The organism is Methylobacterium segetis (genome assembly GCF_004348265.1).
Lineage (GTDB): Bacteria > Pseudomonadota > Alphaproteobacteria > Rhizobiales > Beijerinckiaceae > Methylobacterium > Methylobacterium segetis.
In genome coordinates this window covers 1-20849 of record NZ_SMNT01000089.1, presented here as the reverse complement: position 1 = coordinate 20849, position 20849 = coordinate 1, and the positions used below count along the sequence as shown (strand labels likewise).

The 20849-nt window shown below is 72.9% G+C and carries 20 protein-coding genes; 9 read left to right on the top strand and 11 right to left on the bottom strand.

Features of this window, described 5'->3' with window-relative positions; genetic code table 11:
* Both E1J50_RS19920 and E1J50_RS19915 read right to left on the bottom strand, forming a co-directional pair.
* A partial coding sequence (locus E1J50_RS19920; protein WP_132255561.1) for a 3-oxoacid CoA-transferase subunit B occupies positions 1-572 on the bottom strand: 572 nt, incomplete at its 3' end.
* A gap of 23 nt (positions 573-595) precedes the next feature.
* Complete coding sequence (locus E1J50_RS19915; protein ID WP_132255560.1) at positions 596-1333, bottom strand: CoA transferase subunit A; 738 nt, start codon at positions 1331-1333, stop codon at positions 596-598.
* Between the two features lie 261 nt (positions 1334-1594).
* Here E1J50_RS19915 and E1J50_RS19910 point away from each other — a divergent pair, with 261 nt between their 5' ends.
* Entirely contained in the window at positions 1595-3454 is a 1860-nt protein-coding gene (locus E1J50_RS19910; protein WP_132255559.1) for an AsmA family protein, read from the top strand.
* A gap of 43 nt (positions 3455-3497) precedes the next feature.
* On the opposite strand, the gene E1J50_RS19905 is transcribed toward E1J50_RS19910, so the two are convergent.
* From E1J50_RS19905 to E1J50_RS19885, 5 genes are all read right to left on the bottom strand, one after another.
* On the bottom strand, positions 3498-4274 hold the full coding sequence (locus E1J50_RS19905; protein WP_132255558.1) for an ABC transporter permease: 777 nt from the start codon (positions 4272-4274) through the stop codon (positions 3498-3500).
* Positions 4275-4290: 16 nt separating this feature from the next.
* Entirely contained in the window at positions 4291-5226 is a 936-nt protein-coding gene (locus tag E1J50_RS19900) for an ABC transporter permease (protein ID WP_132255557.1), read from the bottom strand.
* Entirely contained in the window at positions 5223-6314 is a 1092-nt protein-coding gene (locus E1J50_RS19895) for an ABC transporter ATP-binding protein (RefSeq protein ID WP_132255556.1), read from the bottom strand. Before E1J50_RS19895 ends, E1J50_RS19900 begins: the two co-directional genes overlap by 4 nt.
* A gap of 152 nt (positions 6315-6466) precedes the next feature.
* Positions 6467-7525: a PLP-dependent cysteine synthase family protein gene (locus tag E1J50_RS19890; protein WP_245516664.1), complete on the bottom strand. Its 1059-nt coding sequence runs from the start codon at positions 7523-7525 to the stop codon at positions 6467-6469.
* Between the two features lie 4 nt (positions 7526-7529).
* The gene (locus E1J50_RS19885) at positions 7530-8216 is read right to left on the bottom strand and encodes a Crp/Fnr family transcriptional regulator (RefSeq protein WP_132255563.1); all 687 of its coding nucleotides are present in this window, start codon (positions 8214-8216) and stop codon (positions 7530-7532) included.
* Positions 8217-8662: 446 nt separating this feature from the next.
* Here E1J50_RS19885 and E1J50_RS19880 point away from each other — a divergent pair, with 446 nt between their 5' ends.
* Positions 8663-9601 (top strand): UDP-3-O-acyl-N-acetylglucosamine deacetylase, encoded by a 939-nt coding sequence (locus E1J50_RS19880; RefSeq protein ID WP_132255555.1) that lies wholly within the window; start codon positions 8663-8665, stop codon positions 9599-9601.
* 239 nt (positions 9602-9840) lie between these two features.
* Here the strand turns inward: E1J50_RS19880 and E1J50_RS19875 are convergent, their stop codons facing one another.
* Complete coding sequence (locus E1J50_RS19875; protein ID WP_132255554.1) at positions 9841-10338, bottom strand: hypothetical protein; 498 nt, start codon at positions 10336-10338, stop codon at positions 9841-9843.
* 292 nt (positions 10339-10630) lie between these two features.
* Here E1J50_RS19875 and E1J50_RS19870 point away from each other — a divergent pair, with 292 nt between their 5' ends.
* Complete coding sequence (locus E1J50_RS19870; RefSeq protein WP_132255553.1) at positions 10631-12496, top strand: ABC-F family ATP-binding cassette domain-containing protein; 1866 nt, start codon at positions 10631-10633, stop codon at positions 12494-12496.
* Positions 12497-12543: 47 nt separating this feature from the next.
* Here the strand turns inward: E1J50_RS19870 and E1J50_RS19865 are convergent, their stop codons facing one another.
* Positions 12544-13473, bottom strand: a complete 930-nt coding sequence (locus E1J50_RS19865; RefSeq protein ID WP_132255552.1) for a hypothetical protein — start codon at positions 13471-13473, stop codon at positions 12544-12546.
* 195 nt (positions 13474-13668) lie between these two features.
* Between E1J50_RS19865 and E1J50_RS19860 the strand changes: the two genes are divergently transcribed.
* Positions 13669-14724 carry an alpha/beta fold hydrolase gene (locus tag E1J50_RS19860; RefSeq protein WP_132255551.1) on the top strand — a complete coding sequence of 352 codons (1056 nt, stop codon included), beginning with the start codon at positions 13669-13671 and terminating at the stop codon, positions 14722-14724.
* 37 nt (positions 14725-14761) lie between these two features.
* Here E1J50_RS19860 and E1J50_RS19855 read toward each other — a convergent pair whose 3' ends face one another.
* Entirely contained in the window at positions 14762-15856 is a 1095-nt protein-coding gene (locus E1J50_RS19855) for a hypothetical protein (protein ID WP_245516663.1), read from the bottom strand.
* Positions 15857-15995: 139 nt separating this feature from the next.
* Here E1J50_RS19855 and E1J50_RS19850 point away from each other — a divergent pair, with 139 nt between their 5' ends.
* From E1J50_RS19850 to E1J50_RS19835, 4 genes are read left to right on the top strand one after another with little or no spacing between them, the layout of a single operon-like run.
* A complete protein-coding gene (locus E1J50_RS19850; RefSeq protein ID WP_132255549.1) occupies positions 15996-16430 on the top strand; it encodes a GlcG/HbpS family heme-binding protein in 435 nt (144 codons plus the stop codon).
* A gap of 5 nt (positions 16431-16435) precedes the next feature.
* Complete coding sequence (locus E1J50_RS19845) at positions 16436-18028, top strand: peptide ABC transporter substrate-binding protein (RefSeq protein WP_132255548.1); 1593 nt, start codon at positions 16436-16438, stop codon at positions 18026-18028.
* Positions 18029-18047: 19 nt separating this feature from the next.
* Positions 18048-18971 carry an ABC transporter permease gene (locus E1J50_RS19840; protein ID WP_132255547.1) on the top strand — a complete coding sequence of 308 codons (924 nt, stop codon included), beginning with the start codon at positions 18048-18050 and terminating at the stop codon, positions 18969-18971.
* Positions 18968-20098, top strand: a complete 1131-nt coding sequence (locus E1J50_RS19835) for an ABC transporter permease (RefSeq protein ID WP_132255546.1) — start codon at positions 18968-18970, stop codon at positions 20096-20098. Before E1J50_RS19840 ends, E1J50_RS19835 begins: the two co-directional genes overlap by 4 nt.
* A 6-nt stretch (positions 20099-20104) precedes the next feature.
* On the opposite strand, the gene E1J50_RS19830 is transcribed toward E1J50_RS19835, so the two are convergent.
* A complete protein-coding gene (locus tag E1J50_RS19830; protein WP_245516662.1) occupies positions 20105-20398 on the bottom strand; it encodes a hypothetical protein in 294 nt (97 codons plus the stop codon).
* A gap of 115 nt (positions 20399-20513) precedes the next feature.
* Between E1J50_RS19830 and E1J50_RS19825 the strand changes: the two genes are divergently transcribed.
* Positions 20514-20849: MFS transporter (locus tag E1J50_RS19825; RefSeq protein ID WP_165937927.1), on the top strand; the 336-nt coding region annotated here is incomplete at its 3' end.

The following is a 20849-nucleotide window of genomic DNA, read 5'->3' as shown; positions in this document are numbered from 1 at the left end:
CCGCCCGCGCCCTTCTTGTCGATCGTGAACACGCCGAGATCGGTGATCACGAGGTCGACGACATGCGTGCCGGTGAGCGGCAGGTCGCAGGCCTTGAGAAGCTTGGCGCTCTCCGAGCCGTCCTTGTTCCTGGCGACGTGCTCCATCACCACGACGACGCGCTTCACGCCCGCCACGAGGTCCATGGCGCCGCCCATCCCCTTCACCATCTTGCCGGGGATCATCCAGTTGGCGAGATCCCCGTTCTCGGCCACCTGCATGGCGCCGAGGATCGACAGGTCGATGTGGCCGCCGCGGATCATCCCGAAGGAATCGGCCGAGGTGAAGTAGCTCGTCGTGGGCAGGGCCGTGATCGTCTGCTTGCCGGCGTTTATCAGGTCCGGGTCCTCCTCGCCCTCGTAGGGAAAGGGGCCCATGCCGAGCATGCCGTTCTCCGATTGCAGCTGAACCGACATGCCCTCGGGGATGAAGTTCGACACGAGCGTCGGGATGCCGATGCCGAGATTCACGTAGAAGCCGTCCTCGAGCTCGCGCGCGGCGCGCGCCGCCATCTGGTCGCGGGTCCAGGCCATGATGCGTCTCTCCTTCCCGAACGTCAGACCGCGCCGCCGCCGGCCGCGGCCGGGGCGGCGTCGGCGCGCTTGCGCGTGGTGCGCTGCTCGATGCGCTTCTCGCGGATCGGCACGTGGATGATGCGGCCGACATAGATGCCGGGCGTGTGGATGTGGTCGGGGTCGATCGCGCCCGGCTCGACGAGATGCTCGACCTGCGCCACCGTGACGGCGGCGGCGGTCGCCATCATCGGGTTGAAGTTGCGCGCGGTCTTCCGGTAGGCGAGGTTCCCCTCGGTATCCCCGCGGTAGGCGTGGACGAGGGCGAGGTCGGCCACGAGGCCGCGCTCCATCACGAAGTGCTCGCCGTCGAACTCGCGGACCTCCTTGCCCTCGGCGACCTTGGTGCCGACGCCGGTCTTCGTGAAGAAGGCCGGGATGCCCGCGCCCCCGGCGCGGATGCGCTCGGCGAGCGTCCCCTGCGGGTTGAACTCGATCTCCAGTTCGCCCGCCAGGAATTGCCGGGCGAATTCCTTGTTCTCGCCGACATAGGACGAGATCATCTTGGCGACCTGGCGCGTCTCGAGGAGCTTGCCGAGGCCGACGCCGTCGATGCCGGCATTGTTCGAGATCACGGTCAGACCCTTGACGCCGGAGGCGCGCACCGCGTCGATAAGCTCGTCCGGGATGCCGCAGAGGCCGAAGCCGCCGCACATCAGCGTCATCCCGTCGCGCAGGAGATCGGCCAGGGCGGCCGTCGCGTCCGAATAGACCTTCTTCATCAAACCCGTCCTTCCCAGCCGGCGCCCCTCGGCCGGGGCGCCGTGCGGCACCCGCGCCGAGTGGCGGAAGCGCGCGAGTCACAGCTTTGCGGTAGCAGGAAGCGCGCCGTGGAGACAAACCCCGCCGAAGCGTTTAAGGAAATCTCCCGAGTGGACCGAATGGTTACGGCCGGGGGCGGCCTGAAACATCCGGATTCGACGCCGGATCGTCGCGCCAGCCCATCGCGGTCCGCCCGCAACGGCCCATCCGCACGGAGTGCAATGTCGCCGCGCCGTCTCCTGCCCGCCCTCGGCCTCGGAGGGCTCGCGGCCGCCGCCCTCGTCGCGGCCTGCAATCCCTGGCCGGTCGGAACCGCCGCCGCCGCCCGCTTCGTGAGCCGGGGCCTCGCACCCTACGGGCTCGCCCTCGGCGCGGAGGGAGCGACCGAGATCTCCCTTCTTCCCCTGCCCCACCTGCGCTTCGGCCGCGCCCGCATCGCGGTGGCCGGAGGCGGCGGCCCCGTGCTCGCCGAGGGCGGCCGCCTGACGATCGAGCTGAGCCTCCTGGCCCTGCTCTCGGGCCAGGCCGAGATCGGGGCCATCGCCCTCGACGGCGCGACCCTCCATCTCGATCCCGCGAACGGGGCCTTCGCCGAGCCGATGCGCCGCGTGGGCGAGCGCCTCGCGCAGGGCCGCGCGAGCCACCCGCGCCGCGTCGCGATCAGCCGGGCTACCGTCGTGGGGCCGGTGCCCGCGCAGGACGTCGACCTCGTCCTGTCCTGGCCCGTCTGGAGCGCCAGCCTCGATTGCGCCGGCAGCCTGACCGTCAAGGGCGTGCCGGCCCGCTTCGCCCTGGCGGGGCTCCGCCCGGCCGACCTCGTGGCGGGCTCGGACTCGCCCGTCACCCTCACCGCCTCCTGGGAGGGCGGCAGCCTCGCCGCCGAGGGCATCGGCACCTGGCGGGACGGCCCGCGCCTGTCGGGCCACGGCAGCCTGGAGACGCGCTCCCTGCCCGAGGCGCTCGCCTGGATCGGCGCGGACGTGGCGCTCGCCCCCTTCATCGACCGATTCGGCCTCGACGGCCCCTTCGAGGCGAGCCGGGCCGGGCTGATGCTCCCCGACGTTCGGGTGAGCGTCGGCAGCAATGCCCTCGAAGGCGCGGTCTCGGCGAGTTTCGGGGAGGCGCGCAGCGCCGTCCAGGCGACGCTCGCCGCCGACAGCCTCAACCTCGCGCCGCTCCTCGGCGGCTTCCTGCGCCTGTTCGGATCCGCCGGCGAGGGCGAGGCCGCGGGCGCGCGGAGCGTCGCCCTGAAGCCGCTGACGGGCGGCGACCTCGACCTGCGCCTCTCGGCCGCAACGAGCCGGCTCGGGCCGGTGGTGCTGCAGGATCTCGCCGCCAGCGTGCTGGTGCGCGGCGACACGATCGAGGCCTCCCTCAACCGGGCGGGGCTCCAGGGCGGCACGCTCAAGGGCCGCGTCGCCCTGGCGCCCTCGGGCGCCGACGGGGCGGAGACGGAGGTGAAGGCCCAGGGCGGGTTCGACCGGCTCGATCTCGGCGCGCTCCTGATCGATCTCGGCCAGTACCGCTGGGTGCTCGGCGGCACGCAGGGCCAGTTCGCCCTCGAGAGCGTGGGCCGGGACGTGGCCTCGCTCACCGAGCACGTCAGCGGGCGGGCCGCCTTCGCCATCGACGACGGCGCCATCGCGGGGCTCGATCTCGCCGACGTGATTCAGCGCAACGGCGGCGTCGCGCAGGGGGCCCTCGCCCGCCGCAACGGACGGACCGCGTTCGAGCGGGCCGCCGTCTCGATCCGCTTCGCGGACGGTGTCGGCGAGATCGGCGAGGGGTTCCTCAGGGCCTCGGCCCTCTCCGCATCGCTGCGCGGCCACGTCTTCCTCACCGAGCGGCGCTTCCGGGCCCGCGCGGAGCTGACGCCCCGCGTCGCGGGCGGCGCCGAGGCGCCGCGGGCCGGCACCCTGTTCGAGATCGCCGGGCCCTGGGACGCCGTGACCGTGCGCCCGGCCGACCGGGAGGAGCCCGCCGCCGCCCCCGACCACCGGGGCGCGCTGCCCTCGCGCGGGCCGCAGCGCCCCCCCGCCGCCGTGGGCCTGCCGCCGGCCGCGCGCGCCTACGCCCCCTGACATCCGCGCGCCCGCTCCCGGACGGGAGGGGTGACCCGCCGCCTCACGCCGCCGCGTCCGGCCGCCCGAGGAGCCGCGAAGCGGCCAGCACGACGAGGCTGACGAGGGCGATGAGCAGCGTCGAGGCGGCGTTGATCTCCGGGTTCACGCCCAGGCGGACCTGGCTGTAGAGGCGCATCGGCAGGGTCGTCGCGCCGGGGCCCGAGACGAAGCTCGCGATCACGAGGTCGTCGAGCGACAGGGTGAAGGCGAGGAGGAAGCCCGCGGCCACGGCCGGCGCGAGCAGCGGCAGGGTGACCGTGCGGAAGACCCGGGCCGGGCCGGCCCCGAGATCGGCCGCGGCCTCCTCCAGGCTCCGGTCGAGGCCCTTGAGCCGCGCCCCGACGACCACCGCCACGAAGCCGGTGCCGAAGGTCGCGTGCGCGATGACGATGGTGGCGAGACCCCGGTCGAGGCCGATCCCGACGAAGAGGAGGAGCAGCGACAGGCCGGTGATCACCTCCGGCATCACCATCGGCGCGTAGACCAGGGCGGTGAACGGGCCGCGCCCGCGGAAGCGCCCGTGCCGCTCGAGAGCCAGCGCCGCGAGCGTGCCGAGGATCGTGGCGACGAGCGCGGCCATCAAGGCCACCCGCAGGCTGACCCAGGCCGCCGCGATCAGCGGCGCGTCGTCGAGGAGCACGCCGTACCAGCGGGTGGAGAAGCCGCCCCAGACGGTGACGAGCGACGAGGCGTTGAACGAGAACACGACGAGCACGAGGATCGGCGCGTAGAGGAAGGCGAGGCCGAGGACGAGCGCCGTGCGGGTGAAGGCGGTCACCGATCCCTCCCCCGCCTCACCGCGCCGCCTCGCCGCGCCGGGTCTCGGCCTCGCGGAACAGCACCACCGGGCCGACCAGGATCACGAGGAGCAGGATCGCCACCGCCGAGGCGAGCGGCCAGTCGCGGTTCGAGAAGAACTCGCTCCACAGGACGCGCCCCAGCATGAGCGTGTCCGAGCCGCCGAGGAGATCGGGGATGATGAACTCGCCGACCATCGGGATGAAGCAGAGGAGCATTCCGGCCACGAGGCCGGGCAGCGAGAGCGGCAGGGTCACGGTCCAGAAGATGCGGGTCGGCGAGGCGCCGAGATCGGAGGCGGCCTCGCGCAGGCTCGGGTCGATCCGGCTCGTCACCGCGTAGAGGGGCAGGACCATGAAGGGCAGGTAGGCGTAGACGAGGCCGATCATCACGGCGGCTTGCGTGTTGAGGAGCTCGAGCGGCTCGCGGATCAGGCCGATCCGCAGGAGGGCGGCGTTCAGGAGGCCCTCCGGCTTGAGGATCGCGATCCAGGCGTAGACGCGGATCAGGAAGCTCGTCCAGAACGGCACCACGAGGAGCGCCACGAGGAGCGGCTGCAGGCGGGCGGGGGCGCGTGCCATCGCGTAGGCGAGCGGCGTGCCGATGCAGGCGAGCAGGCCCGTCGCCGAGAGGGCGAGGAGGAGCGAGGAGAGCGCGGCGTCCCGGTAGAGGGCGTCGCTCGCCAGCATCTCGTAATTCCCGAAATGCAGCGCCTCGAGGAAGCTCGTCCAGCCCTCGAGGCCGCCCTGCCAGTCGAGAACCGGCAGGTAGGGCGGCATCGCGGTGGCCGGTTCCGACAGGCTGATCTTCAGCGTGATGGCGAAGGGCACGAGGAAGAAGGCCCCGAGCCAGAGCAGGGGCGGCAGCCGGACGAGGGCGGCGAGGAGGCGCGGCCCGCGTGCCGCGGCCGGCTTGGGACGCGCCTCCGTCACGGCGCGAGCACCCGCACGGCCTCGGGCGGTATGGCGAGGCGGACCTCCGTGCCCGGGCCGGCGCCGGGATCGGCCGAGACCGGGCTCGCGGCGCGGATGAGCGTGCCGTCGCGCATCCGCACCTGCCGCCGGATGCGGTCGCCGAGGAAGACGGCGTCCGTGACGGTTCCCTGCAGACCCTCCCCCGGCCCGGCGAGCAGCGCGACGCGCTCGGGGCGGATCGCCGCCACGACCGGCTCTCCCGGCCCGAGGGCCGCTTCCGGGGCGCCCGCGACGAGGGCGCCGAAACCGGTCTCAAGCGTGGCGCGCCCGTCCGGTCGGCCCCCGCCGAGGCGTCCCTCGATCAGGTTGACGTCACCGAGGAGGCCGGCCACGAAGCGGCTCTCCGGCCGCTCGTAGAGGTCGGCCGCGCTGCCCGCCTGGACGAGGCGGCCCCGGTCCATCACGGCGATCCGGTCGGCCAGGGTCATTGCCTCGGCGGGGTCATGGGTGACGACGACGAAGGTCGTTGCGAGCCGCCGCTGCAGGGCGCGCAATTCCCCTTGCGTCTCTTCCCGCAGGCCCCGGTCGAGGGCGCCCAGCGGCTCGTCGAGGAGCAGCACCCGGGGCTCGCGCGCGAGAGCCCGGGCGAGCGCGACGCGCTGGCGCTGGCCGCCGGAGAGCCGGTCCGGCCGGCGCTCGGACAATCCCTCGAGCCGCACGAGGCGCAGCAGGTCGGCGACGCGCTCGGCGATGGCAGTCCGGCCGAGGCCGAGACCCTGCAGGCCGTAGGCGACGTTCCGGCCCACGCTCATGTGCGGGAAGAGCGCGTAGGACTGGAACATCATGTTGACCGGCCGGCGGTGCGGCGGCAGGCCGGTGACGTCGGCCCCGTCGATCAGGATGCGGCCCGCCTCGGGGCTCTCGAAGCCGGCGAGCAGCCGCAGCAGGGTGCTCTTGCCGCAGCCCGACGGCCCGAGCAGGCAGAGGAAGGACCCGGCCTCCAAATCGAGGGAAACCCCGTCGACCGCCCTGTGCGCGCCGAAGGTCTTGCTGACCCGGTCGATCCGGACGAGGGGCTCGGGGCGCGGCGGGACGGGTGCGTGCAAGGCTCGGCGAGAGTCAGGAGGGTGGACGCAAGGCTTCGCGGCAGACGCTACAGGCTCTTGGCTCCGCGTGGAACTGGCGGCCTGTCACCTGTGGACGGTGACGGCGAGCGTTTCCGACGTCTGCAGTGGGTGGGGATCGGGCATCGTCGACCTCAGTATTTCAAGCCCGTATCGCAGAGCACAGTTGCTGCAATCGTGTCAGCCGGGAGGCGGCCGGAAGACAGCAGCGCAACAGTTGCTGCCACGTTGGCAGCGGCCGAGTAGCCCACGTGCAAGCCCTCCTGAGTTGCAAGTGCCCGACGCCAGCGCTCTACCTCCTCATCGGTCACTGGGATCGACAGATCCATCAGATCGCCATCCCAGTGCGGAGGCACGCTCCCGTAGCTCGTGCCCTGAATGAGATGGCGGTGCTTCGTGACCGGCAATCCCGCCAAAGGCCGACATCCCTCCGGTTCGACGGCAGCGCATATCACGCGGGGATTGCGCTCCTTCAGTGCCGCCGCCACCCCGAGGAAGGTCGCGCCCGTCCCTACGGCAGCCACCCAGGCATCGACCCGGCCAGAGGACTGCTCCCAGATTTCCGGCCCGGTCGCCTCGCGGTGGGTGCGCATACACTCCGGCGCGTGAAACTGGTTAACGTAGTAGCCGCCCCGCTCCGCTGCGATACGCTGCGCCGCGACAGCCGCTGCGCTCACGTCCGCCCCGGTGACTTGCCCCGGTGCCCCATTGATCTGCGGCACCAGAACGACTTCGGCCCCAAGCGCTTCGAGCATACGGGCACGCTGGGGGCTGTTCCCGGCCGACATCGTGACCACCAGGGGATGCTCCAGCGCCGCGCAGGCCACAGCGAGACCGGCACCCATGTTGCCGCTGGTCATCTCCACGACGGGGGCTCCAGGGGCCAAGCGACCGTCTTCACGCGCGGCGAGGACGATGGCGCGGGCAGCCCGATCCTTGACGCTCCCGCCGGGCTGCATGAACTCGGCCTTGGCGAGGATGCGGCCGGGTCCACGATGAACGCGGTCCAGGGCGATCAATGGCGTGTTGCCGATCAGATCGAGGGCGGATGCGATGACCGTGCAGTTGCGAGAGGCGGGGCCGGCGACGACTCGCTCATCGGGTGAACGTAGCAGGCGTGTCACTCCTTCGGCAGGGCAAGAGGTCTGCTCAGGGTCGAAAGCAGCCACCTCCCTCAGACCGATCCGGCTCAAACCCTTAGCTATCCTCGCGCAGGGCCTCGGCGACGCGCGCCTCGAGGAGGTCCGGCCGGCGGATCACGAGGGCGCCGCGGGTGCGGTCGACGAGTCCCTCGCTCGCCATGACGGTGAATTCGCGCGTCACCTGCTCGCGGCGGCAGCCGATGCGGGCGGCGAGCACGTGGTGATAGGGCGGCGGGGTCACGACCCGCTCCTCGCCGTGGCCGGCCCGCGGCACCGAGAGGCGCAGCAGCTCGGCGTAGAGCCGGTGGCGCAGGTCGAGGAGGGCGTGCTCCATCAGGCGCGTGTTCAACTCGCGCACGCGCTTCGTCAGCAGGCGGAACAGCCGGTCGGCGATCGCCTCCGAGGCGAACACGATCTGCCGGAAGACGGGGGCCGGCACCACGCAGACCTCGCCGCGGGTCAGGGCCGTGACGTTGGCCGAGCGGCCGATCCCGTCGAGGGCGGAGAGCTCGCCGAAGAAGGCGCCGGCCCGCATCTCGCCGAGGATGACCTCCTTGCCCGATTGCGAGCGGTTGAGGATCCGCACCTCGCCGGCGGCCAGGAAGTACACGTCCGTCGAGACGTCGTCGTAATCGACCAGGACCTCGTTCTCGTCGAACCGGCGCCAGTGGCAGCGGGTCTCGTAGGGGCCGAGCTCGATGCCCGGCTCCTTGAAGAACGGTATGGTCCCGAGCCGCCCCATATCTGCCAAGCCCCCAGGAAGCCGACGAGGGTCCGGCCGCGCGGCCCCCTCGCGGGCACCTTCGTCCATTCCTGCCGTCGTCGTCGCGCTCAAGCCCGCCGACGCCCGGACCCGCGGTTGAACCGGAAAGATGAGATCGTCAAGCTCGGCCGGAGCTTGCCGGCCGGTCCCGGGCGGGTCAAGCCGCCGCCCGAGGTTCGGCGTGGATGGCGGCGAAATCCACCCGCCTGCCCTCGTGCCAGCGCGCATTGATCTGTTCGCCGCAGGGGACAGTCCTTCGGAGGTCTCGGGTTCGGGCGCGCACACTAACGAAGCTTTGATTTTCCTTTCTCGCCCGATCCGGCCAGACCAAGCTCCCGGATCCGCCGCGGCGGCGGGCCGGAGCGCGGTCGGGGCTCCTGCGGCGGAGCGGCGGAGGTCGCGCCGGTCCCGCCGCGGCGATCGCGATGCCCACCCCCCTTCCCCTGCCCTCGCCGAGGCTTGCCGCCGGTCCCGCGCTCGGACCCGCGAGCCTTGCCGGCGCCGCCCCGCGCCAGACGACGCTCGCCGCCGCCTTCGACCTCTCGGGCCGCGGCCTGCATACGGGACGGCGCGCCACGGTGCGCGTCTGCCCGGCCGCGGCCGACGGCGGGATCCTGTTCCGCCGCAGGCTGCCGAGGGGCACCTGGACGAGCGTGCCGGCCCTCTGGCAGCACCAGGTTCCGCAGACGCTCTGCACGGCTCTGCAGGCCCCGGACGGTCACCTCGTGCGCACGGTGGAGCACCTGCTCGCGGCGCTCAGCGCGTTCGCGATCGACAACGCCCTGGTCGAGATCGACGCCGAGGAGCTGCCGATCTTCGACGGCAGCGCCCTGCCCTGGTGCGCGGCGATCCGCGCGGCGGGCCGGGCCGAACTCGGCACGCCCCGCCGGCGCATCCGCCTGCGCCGGATCGTCGAGGTGCGCGACGGTCGGCGCTCCCTCAGCATCGCGCCGGCCGACGCCCTCTCGGTGGAGGCGCAGCTATCCCTCGCCCATCTCGGGGAGATGCGCTGGGAGGGCACGATCACGCCCGAGACCTTCGAGGGCGCGCTCGCCCCCGCACGCAGCTTCGGGCGGCTGAAATGGGCGGTGCCGCTGAAGCTCTACGCGCTCGCGACGGGCCGCCCGATCCTGCGGGGCGCGACGCTCTCCAGCACCGCGGCGATCGTCGGAGGGCGCGTGATCGGCGGCATGCGCGGCCCCGCCGAGCCGGTGCGCCACCGCGTCCTCGACCTCGTCGGCGATCTCGCGCTGGCCGGACATCCGATCCTCGGCCACGTCCGGGCCGCCCATACCGGCCACGCGCTGAACCACGCCCTCGTGGCCAAGCTGATGCGGGATCCCGGCGCCTGGGAGCTGGTCTGACGGCGTCAGGATTCGTAGCGGCCGACCAGCCAGCGCTCGATCGCGGCGCGCAGGGCCGCGAGCCAGCCTCGGGCGGGCCTCGTGTCGGACAGGGTCGCGAGGAACGGCATCGTCCGGGTCCGCGGGCACGCGAGGCGCGCCCTGAGGGAGCCCCCCCGGAAGCCGCCTTATCGCCTGCCGGAGCGCGTCTCGGCAAGTCGCGGGCCGCACACCGCCGTCATGCGGCGGCCGCGCGCCTGTCAGCGTCGGGAGGTCTTGCGCCCCGGCATCTTGAAGTCGCCGCGCCACTCGCCGGTGAAGTCCGTCCGCGAGCTGTAGGCCACCGAGAAGCTGCCATTGCCCTTCAGGCCCGCGAAGTCGCCGGTCGATTCGCCCGTCCGGAACTTGCCGCGCGCCGTCACCCGTCCCTGCGGGTCGGTCGTGACCGTGCCGGTGTAAGGGCTGCTCGTGGTGCCAGAGGGCGTGATGAAGGTGATGGTGCCCTCGACCGGGCCCTGCCCGTTCGTCAGGGTGACGATCTCGCTCCACTGGACCTTCGCGCCGTCGAGCGGCGTGCCGGGACCGGCATTGAGCCCGTTGGCGGTCTGCTGGACCCGCACCGCGTTGGGTCCGAGCATCTGCGGGGCCTGATTGTCGACCCGGCCGCTGAAGCTGCCCGCCATCGGCATGGCCGCCGCGGGACTCGCGACGGCGAGCGCGAGAAACAGCATCGGCGCGCCCGTGACTTTGAAAGCCATCGTCGCCTCCCTGGATTTTGAGTTTTCGTGGCGGGTTCGGCCACACATCCGAACCGGAGCACAGATGTGCGCTCGAACTATACGGTCGTCAACCGGAGCTCATCTGAATTCGGGCCAGCGCTTGTTACCGCACGCTCTGCGACGGACAGAATCCGCCCGCGCGAAATCGCGGGCCCCGGCGCGGAACCGCGCGACGCGCGAGCGGGCGTCGGGCGAACCCCTGCCGCTGCGGCGCGCCCTCGCGTGCCGTAGCCGCTTGCCTCCGCGCCCGCCTCTCGCCAGAACGCCGCCCATGCTGCGCGTCAACGACCTCACCCACCGCATCGGCGATCGCCTGATCCTCGACCGCGCGACCTTCTCGATCCCGGACGGCGCCCGCGTCGGCCTCGTCGGCCGCAACGGCGCGGGCAAGACGACCCTGTTCCGGGCGATCCTCGGCGACATCCCGACCGATGGCGGCACGATCGGGATGCCGAAGGGCATGCGGATCGGCGCCGTCGCGCAGGAGGCGCCCGCCGGCCCCGAGACGCTGCACGCGGTGGTGCTCGCCGCCGATACCGAGCGCGCCCGCCTGCTGGCGGAGGCCGAGACCGCCGAGGGTCTGCGCCGCGCCGAGATCGAGACCCGCCTCGTCGATATCGGCGCGCATTCCGCGCCGGCCCGCGCGGCGGCGATCCTGCACGGCCTCGGCTTCGACGCGGCGGCGCAAGGACGCCCCTGCTCGGACTTCTCCGGCGGCTGGCGCATGCGCGTGGCGCTCGCCGCGGTGCTGTTCTCGGAGCCCGACCTCCTCCTGCTCGACGAGCCGACCAACTCCCTCGACATCGAGGGCACGCTCTGGCTCTACGACTACCTCGAGCGCTATCCCCGCACGGCCGTGATCATCAGCCACGACCGCGACCTCCTCGACACCTGCGTCGACCACATCCTGCATCTCGACCGGGGCCAGCTCACCCTCTGGCGGGGGGGCTACACCTCCTTCGCCCGGCAGCTCGCCGAGAAGCGGGTGCTGCAGGCCAAGGCCAAGGCGAAGCAGGAGGCCGAGCGCGCACACCTTCAGAGCTTCGTCGACCGCTTCAAGGCCAAGGCCACCAAGGCGCGCCAAGCCCAGTCCCGCATGAAGCGGCTCGCCAAGATGGAGCCGATCGCGGCGCTGATCGAGGACGAGCTGCCCGTGATCCACCTGCCGAGCCCGGAGCGGCCGCTCTCGCCGCCGATCGTCGCGATGGAGCGGGTCCAGGCGGGCTATTCCGACCGGATCGTGCTCTCGGGCCTCAACCTCAGCCTCGCCCCCGACGACCGGGTGGCGCTCCTCGGCGCCAACGGCAACGGCAAGTCGACCTTCTGCAAGCTGATCGGCGGGCGCCTGCCGCCGCTGGCGGGCGAGATGAAGCGCTCGTCCAAGATGGAGGTCGCCTATTTCGCGCAGCACCAGCTCGACGAGCTGAACCCCGCCGAGAGCGCCTACGCCCATGTGCGCGCCCGCATGCCGGACGTGCCGGAGGCGCGGGCGCGGGCGGCGACCGCCCGGCTCGGCTTCCCGGCCAACAAGGCCGACACCCCGGTCTCGCAGCTCTCGGGCGGCGAGAAGGCGCGCCTGCTGATGGGGCTCGCCGCCTTCAACGGACCCCACCTCCTCATCCTCGACGAGCCGACGAACCACCTCGACATCGAGAGCCGGCAGGCGCTCGTCGAGGCGATCAACGATTACGAGGGGGCGGTGATCCTCGTCTCCCACGACCGCTTCCTGATCGAGGCCTGCGCCGACCGGCTCTGGCTCGTCTCGGACGGCTCGGTGAAGACCTTCGACGGCGACATGGACGATTACCGCCGCCTCGTCCTCGCGGGTCCCGAGCGGGAGGAGAGCCGCGCGGAGGCGACGGGCGGCCAGAAGGCGGTCGAGCGCCGCTCGAACGCCGAGCGGCGGGTGGCGCTGGCGCCGCTCCGCAAGAAGCTCGACGGGATCGAGGCGCGGATGGGCAAGCTCTCGGACGCCATCGCCAAGATCGACGCGGCGCTCGCCGACGGGACCGCCTTCCAGGCGAACGCCGCCAAGGCCGGCGAACTCGCCCGGATGCGCGCCGAGGCTGCGGCCGCCCTGGGCAGCGCCGAGGAGGAGTGGCTCGCGCTCAGCGCCGAGATCGAGGCGGCGAGCTAGCAGATCTCCTCAGGGCACGGCCCGCACGAGCGGGGTCTCGCCCGCCCTCAGGTCAGGCGTTCGAGGACGGGTGTCAGCCCAGAGAGCGCCGCGAGGAGCGCGGCCGAGAGGCCGCGCAGACCCTCGGCCAGGGCGCGGGCCGGGCCGAGGCCGGTCCGCGAGATCCAGCCCCTCAGCCACTCGGCGTGAACGAGCCGGATCTGGACGGGGATGCGGGGAAGGCCGAGGCGCCGCGCGATCGCGGTGCGGTGATGGCCGCCGATCATGCGGATCGGCTCGCCCTCGGCGCCGATCGCGATCCCGATGTCGCGCTCCAGGCGCTCCGCCTTCCGGCTCCGGACGGCCGACCCGGAGAAGGCGCGGGCCGTCCGCGCCGCCACCTCGCTCCGCGGCTTCAGCCCGTCCCGCTCGATGCTCGCCCGGAGTGCCGCGTTGTGGGCGAAATAGGCGCGGATCGTCGCCGCGTCGGCGAGCGCCAAGCCGTTTCGGACCTGCGCATGGCCCGCCTCGGCATGGGCGAGGAGCGCGCGGAAGGCCGGCGCCTCCTCCGGCTGCTCCGCGTGGTCGAACACCGCGTCGATCTCGCGGCCGACATCCGAATCGCCGAGCCGCACCAGGGCACCGCTCCAGTCGCCCCGATCGAGGAACCAGTGCGACAGACGCGTCGCCTCGGCGCCCGCCCGCACGGTGTCGATGAGCTGATGCTCCAGGCGCGCCGGGTCGATTCCGATCAAGAGGGTGCTTCCGAACAGGCGCTCGGCCGCCTCGTAGCGCACGGCCCGCTGGGACTGGCCCGCCGCGACCCGGGCATAGGCCCGCCCGAAGGCCGCCTCCTGAAGGCGGCCGGGCCGGACGAGCGGTGCGGCCGCCACGGCGAGCCGGCGCCGGAACGGCATGGCCGGCAAGTCCTCGCTCTGTGTGATGTCGGACAGGGGAACGTATCGCGGGACCGCGGCGGCGGGGCGAGCCTGGGACATGGATGACGGGAATTCCTGTGCGCGAGCCCCCTCCTACGACGAATAGGTGCAACAGGGGAACCGCACGGGCAATGGGCGGAGCACGAGCGGAGCGTCCGTCGCGGGCGACGGCCCGGTCTCCCAGGTGTGAGGCACGCTTCGCGCAACGCGGCCGGACCTCTCCACGTTGTCGCCGCGCAGATGCGAGGATTCCCGATGCCGAGCCGCCCCCACAGCCTACCCTCCTTCATCGCCGGGCGCGCGGCGCGGGGCCTGGGCCTCGCCCTTCTCGGCGGAGCGACGGGCTGGATCGCCTACAGCCGGTTCGGCATCGACCACCGGATGCCGCTGCCCCCGGCGCTTCCCGGCACGCTGCAGCGCCTGCGCACCGCGGCGGGCGCGGTGAACCTCTACGACGACGGGCTGGAGACGGGCGTTCCGCTCCTCCTGATCCACTCCGTCAATGCGGCGGCGAGCGCCTACGAGGTCCGCCCCCTCTACCGGCACTTCGCCCGCTCGCGCCCGGTCTACGCCCTCGACCTGCCCGGCTTCGGCTTCTCGGAGCGGCGCCGGCAGGTCTACACGCCGGGCATCATGGTCGAGGCCATCCACGCGGTCACCGCCGAGATCCGGCGGCGGCACGGGGATGCCCGGATCGACGCGATCGCGCTCTCGCTCTCCGCGGAATATCTCGCGCGGGCGGCGCTGGAGCGGGCGCAGGATTATCGCAGCCTCGGGCTGATCAGCCCGACCGGGTTCGACGCGCGCCTCTCGGGCCGGGGGCCGCTCGGCGGCAACCGCGGCAACGACACCGCGCGCGCGGCCCTCGACCTGCCGGTCTGGGGGCGCCCGATCTTCGATGCCCTGACGAGCCGCCCGAGCATGCGCTTCTTCCTGGAGAAGACCTGGGGCTCGCGCGACATCGACGAGGGGCTTCTCGATTATGGCTACACCTCGGCCCACCAGCCCGGGGCGGAGCACGCGCCCTTCTCCTTCATTGCCGGCCACCTCTTCCCGACCGACGCGACGCGCCTCTACGACGCCCTCTGGCTGCCCGTCTGGATGATCCACGGCACGCGGGGCGATTTCGTGGATTACCGCTACGCCGAGGCCTTCTCCGACCGCCCGAACTGGACGATCGAGACCATGCCGACCGGCGCCTTCCCGCATTTCGAGCGGCTCACCGCGGTCGCGCGGAGCTACGGGCTCTTCCTCGACGAGATCGGCAGGACCCTCCACACCGATCCGGTCCGCGCGCCGGCGAGCGCCTGACCAGGGGACCCGCCGGCATGTGCCGGCGGGGGCCGGATCACGGAACCCGCCACCGCGTGTAGCCGACGAGCCGGGCGAGCCTGTCCGCGGCGGCTTCGGCGAGATCGGCCGGGATGCTGCGCCAGGCCGAGGGCGGCGCGAGGCCGAAATGCCGGATCGTCTCGGCGACGACGAGGCCGATCTGCGCCTCGATCTCCCTCGGTATCGGCCGGGTCGCGAGCTCGTTGGCGGGTCTGTCCGGGGCTGGGCGGACGATGACTTCCCAGGGCTGGCCCCACACGGCCTGCGCGAAGCGCTCGTTCGAGGCGCCGTAGGTCTCCTCCAGGCGCGCCCGCATCTCCGGCGCGTCCCCGCGGAACGGCTCGGGATCGAGCCCGCGCGACCAGGCGGCCGCGTCGATGACATGGCCGATCTGGCGCGGGTGCCCGGCCACCTGCCGGTGCGCCCGCAGCCGCCGCAATCGCCGCGAGGCCTCCACCGCCACCGGGCCCGAGCTGCGGTTCGTGACGTACCGGAAGGTCTCGGGCCCCGCGAGGTCGGCGACCCTGTCCGCGAGGCCGAGATCGCGGAACATCCTCTCCAGGAGCGGCGCCTCCGAGCGCAGGTCGCGCAGGGGAATGCCGGTGACCCGCCCGTTCGACGCCTTGAGCCACGGCTCCACGAGGGCGTGGTAGGCGAACCGGCCCGAGCCGCACAGGGCGCCGGCATAGGCGCGGAAGGTCCGGGTCTCCTGCACGAGCTGGGCGCGGTGGGCGTAGGCCGAGTTCATCTGCTCGAGGACGGGCTTGACCACCATCGCCACTTCGAGGGCGAAGCCGTGCCGGCGGAAGACGTCCCGCAAGGTCTCGGGAACGCCGAGCGAGGGCTTCTGGACGGAGAAATCCTCGTAGGAGAGGATCACCGTGTCCGCGCGCGTTCCCGCCAGGGCGCCGGCCAGGCGCGCGAGGCTCGCGCCCCGCTCCACCGCGGGGCGGCGCCCGTCCAAGGCCTCGCCGAGGGGTTGGTGGTTCACCTCCGCGCCCGGCGGGGCGCCCGGCGCCGACAGGTCCGGGTAGAGGATCCCGGCTTCGGCGAGGCGCGGGCGCAGGCCCGTCAGCACCGACTGGAACGAGGTGGACCCGGTCCGCGGCATTCCGATATGGATGATTCCTCGACGCATCGACCCTGCTTTACGCTCCGCCCGATCTCGGCGGCTTGCCACAACCTAAAGCTGCTCTCTAGACGAAGATCCGACCGAAGGTCGTGCAATTCCGCCCTCCGCGAGCCACCGAATGTCAGACCTCTCCCTTGCCGCCGCCCGGACGATCGTCGAGACCGCCCTCGCCACCGCCCGGTCCCGCAGCCTCAAGCCGCTGGCGGTGATCGTCTATGACGGCCGCGGGTCTCTGAAATGTGTCCAGGTGGAGGACGGTGCCTCGCTCCGCCGGGCGGAGGTCGCGCTCGCCAAGGCGAACGGCGCGCTCGCGCTCGGCCTCGGCTCCCGCGCCATCGCCAAGCGCGCCGAGGAGCAGCCGCACTTCGTGGCGGCGGTCAGCCATCTGGTCGGGCCGGCGGCCCTGGTTCCGGTGCCGGGCGGCGTGCTGATCCGCGACGGCGAGCGCGTCGTCGGCGCGGTCGGCATCTCGGGCGACACGTCCGACAACGACGAGATCTGCGCGGTCGCCGGCATCGAGGCGGCGGGCTTCAGGCCCGATACCGGCGCCTGAGCCGCATGCGCCCGCGCCGCAGGGACTGCCTCGCGGGCGCCGCCGCCCTCCTCCTCGGGGGCCCGGCCGGCGCGGCGGAGCCTGGCCTCTACCGGCGGGGCAACGATGCCGACCCGGAGACGCTCGATCCCCACAGATCCTCGACGGTGGCCGAGGCGCATATCCTGCGCGATCTCTTCGAGGGGCTGCTGACCTACGACAACCGCGGCGCGATCGTGCCCGGCGCGGCCGGGAGCTGGACCCTCTCGGAGGATGCGCGCACCTACACTTTCGCCCTGCGGAACGACGGGCGCTGGTCGAACGGCGACCCGGTCACGGCGGCGGATTTCGTGTTCTCCCTGCGGCGCATCCTCAGCCCCGCGACGGCTGCGAAATACGCCGAGGTGCTCTATCCGATCCGGAACGCCGCGGCGGTGAACCGGGGGGAGCTGCCGCCCGACGCCCTCGGTGTCGCGGCCCCGGACGCGGACATCGTGGTGATCGACCTCGCGGAGCCGACCCCCTACTTCCTCGAACTCCTGACGCACCAGACCGCGATCCCCGTCCATCGCGCCAGCGTCGAGCGCTACGGAGACGCCTTCACGCGCCCCGGCAATCTCGTCTCGAACGGCCCGTATCGGCTCCGCGAGATGGTGCCGAACGACCGCATCACCCTCGAGGTCAACCCGCATCACCGGGATGCCGCCGGCATCGCCATCCGCCGCGTCGCCTTCATCCCGACGCCCGACCTCGCGAGCGCGGTGCGGCGCTACGCGGCCGGCGAGGTGGATTCCCTCGCCGACCTGCCCGGCGACCAGATGCCCTCGCTCAGGAAGCGCTTCGGCGCGCAGGTGGTGCTCGGGCCGGCGCTCGGAGTCTACGCGCTCGCGGTCAACACCCGGAAGAAGCCCTTCGACGACCCGCGCCTGCGCCGGGCCCTCTCGCTCGTGATCGACCGGGAATATCTCGCCGCCGCGATTTGGGGCGAGACCATGGCGCCCGCCTATTCCCTCTGCCCGACGGGCCTCGACCATTACGGCGCGCCGCCCGAGACGGGGGGCCGCGAGGCGCTGCCGATCGACAACGAGGAGGAGGCGCGCCGGCTCCTGAAGGAGGCCGGGTACGGGCCCGGCGCCGCGCCCCTGCGTATCGAGTACCGGTTCAACACCACCGACAACAACCGCAACACGGCGATCGCGGTCGCCGAGATGTGGCGCGGCCTCGGGATCGAGACCCGCTTCGTCTACACCGACGCCAAGACCCACTTCGCGCACCTGCGCGACGGCGGGGATTTCGACGTGGCGCGGATGTCGTGGATCGCCGATTATTCCGATCCGCAGAACTTCCTGTTCCTGCTCGCCTCGACGAACGACGGCATGAATGCGGGCCGCTACGCGAATGCCCGCTACGACGCGCTGCTCGCCGGCGCGGCCGCCGAGCGCGACCTGACGCGGCGGGCGGGGCTGCTCGCCGAGGCCGAGGGCATCCTGATGCGGGACCTGCCCTGGATCCCCCTGATGCATTACCGCTCCAAGGCCCTGATCGCCCCGCGGCTCCACGGCTACCACCCGAACCTGCGCAACGCCGCGCCGACCCGTTTCCTGAGGCTCGACGCGTGAGGCGGAGCCGGGTACCCGCATGATCGGCTACGGATTGCGCCGCCTGCTCCAGGCCGTGCCGACGCTGTTCCTCGTCGTCACGCTGAGCTTCTTCCTGATGCGGCTCGCGCCCGGCGGCCCGTTCGACCTGGAGCGGCCGCTGCCGCCGGCCGCCATGGAGAACCTGCGGCGCGTCTACGGCCTCGATCAGCCCCTGCCCGTCCAGTACCTGCGCGACCTCGCGGCGCTGGCGCAGGGCGATCTCGGCCCCTCCTTCTCCTTCCGCGACCTCGGCGTCGCCGACCTCTTCGCCCGCGGGTTGCCCGTCTCGATGACGCTCGGCAGCCTCGCCCTGCTCCTGGCGCTCGGGGCGGGGATCGGCCTCGGCAGCCTCGCGGCCCTCAGCCGGGGCGGGACGGCCGACCGCCTCGTCGGGCTGCTGGCCGCCGCGAGCCTGTCCCTGCCGAGCTTCGTCGTCGCGCCCCTGCTGCAGATCGTGTTCGGCCTCGGCCTCCGCTGGCTCCCCCTCGGCGGCTGGGAGGGGGGCGCCCCCGCCCATCTCGTCCTGCCCGTGATCACCCTCGCGCTCCCGCAGGTCGGCGTGATCGCGCGCCTGACGCGCACCTCGCTCGCAGAGAGCCTCTCCGCACCGCATGTCCGCACCGCGCGGGCCATGGGCCTCGGCCCGGTCCGGGTGCTCGCCCAGGCGCTGCGCGGCGCGCTGCTGCCCGTCGTCGCGATCCTCGGCCCCCTGGCGGCGGCACTGCTCACCGGGTCCGTGGTGGTCGAGACGATCTTCGGCCTGCCCGGCATCGGCCGCTACTTCGTCGACGGGGCGCTCAACCGCGACTACACGCTGGTGATGGGCACCGTCGTCCTCGTCGCCGTGCTCGTGATCCTGTTCAACCTCGCGGCCGATCTCGTCTCGGCGATCCTCGATCCGCGCCTGAGGCTCGGGCGGTGAGCGCGGCGCCGGCGCTCGCTCCCGCCCGGGCGCCCCGGCGGCTCGCTCCCAGGCGCCTCGCCCTACGCCGGCTGGCGCGGAACCGCGTCGCGCTCGCCGCCCTGGCGCTCCTCGGCCTGATCGCGCTCGCCTGCCTGCTCGGCCCCTTCCTCACCGGGCACGCGCCGGAGCGGAGCTACCCGGACCTGCGCCAGCTGCCGCCCGGCCTCGCGGCCGAACCGGGGCCGGAGCGCCTGCAAGCGGCCCTCGACCGCCTCGCCTACCGGATGCGGGCGCGCGTGGCGGAGGCCGAGCGGCAGGGCGACACCCTGCGCCTCACCCTCACCGCCGACCGGGCGATCGACCCGCGCTCGCTCGCCTACCTGCCCCGCTCGGACCTGTTCGGCGAGCCGCGGATCGTCGCGCGCGAGGCGGAGGGCCGCCGGCTCGTGGCCGAGGTGCTCGTGCGGCGCCTGCACTTCCTCCTCGGCACCGACGTGCACGGGCGCGACCTCCTCACGCGCAGCCTCGTGGCGGGCCGCGTCTCCCTGCTGATCGGGCTCACCGCGACCCTCGTCGCCCTCCTCGTCGGCGTCGCCTACGGCGCGGTCTCGGGCTTCGTGGGCGGGGCGACGGACGCCGTGATGATGCGCCTCGTCGATATCCTCTACGCCCTGCCCTTCGTGTTCTTCGTGATGGTGCTCGTCGTGTTCTTCCGGGCGAGCCTGGCGCTGATCCTGCTCGCCATCGGCGCCGTCGAGTGGCTCGACATGGCCCGCATCGTGCGCGCCGAGACCCTCCGCCTGCGCCGCCGCGATTTCGTGCGCGCGGCCGAGGCCCTCGGGCTCTCGGCCCTGGCGACGCTGCGCCGGCACATCCTGCCGAATGCACTCGGCGCGATCGTGGTGGCGGCGACGCTGCTGGTGCCGCGGGTGATCCTGCTCGAGAGCTTCCTCTCCTTCCTCGGCCTCGGCGTGCAGGAGCCGGGCACGAGCTGGGGCGTGCTGGTGGCGGAGGGCGCGCGCGCGATCGAGTCGGCGCCCTGGATGCTCGCCGGCCCGGCGAGCTTCCTCGTCGCGACCCTCGTCGCGCTGAACCTCCTCGGCGACGGCCTCGCCGACGCCCTCGATCCGCGGCAGGCGGGCTGAGCGCCGTCAGCGCGCCTCGACGAGGGCGGGATAGACCATGCGGACGCGGCGCCTCTCCTCGGGGATGTGCGTCGCGGGGCGGTCGCGGGCGGCGCGGGGCGCCGGCACCACGGCGAGGCTCACCTCGGTCGGGCGCAGGGCCCAGATCTCGGCGCCCGACAGCGCCACGGGCGCGCGCTGCCGCGCGAGCGTCGCGTCGGCGCCGTGGGTCGGCACCGCGGCGAGGCCGACGAGCGTTGTCGTCGTCAGCAGGGCGAGCCGGAAGCAGGGATGCAGGGCGGATGTCTTGCGAGCGTTCATGGGGGCGCAGCCGTTCGAGCGCCCTAGATGACCCGCGGACCGGTGAAGCCTCCGGCGTGCGAAGGCGATTCGCACAGGCTCGCCAACAGAGTTCCTGAGGGAGGGTAAACGGTCGATGTCGAGCCGAGCGGAAGGCAAGTCCGGCGCGCTGGCGCCCGAGCGCGTGCCGATGGGCACGGTGATCGACACCGACATCTCGGCGCGCCTCGACCGGCTGCCCTGGGGCCGCTTCCACGTCCTCGTCATCGTGGCGCTCGGCATCACCTGGGTGCTCGACGGCCTGGAGGTGACGCTGGCCGGCTCCCTCGTCGGGGCGCTCCGCCAGCCGCCCATGTCCTTCTCCGAGTTCGACGTGGGGCTCGCCGCGAGCTCCTACCTCGTCGGTGCCGTGACGGGCGCCGTCGGCTTCGGCTGGCTCACCGACCGGATCGGGCGCAAGAAGCTGTTCTTC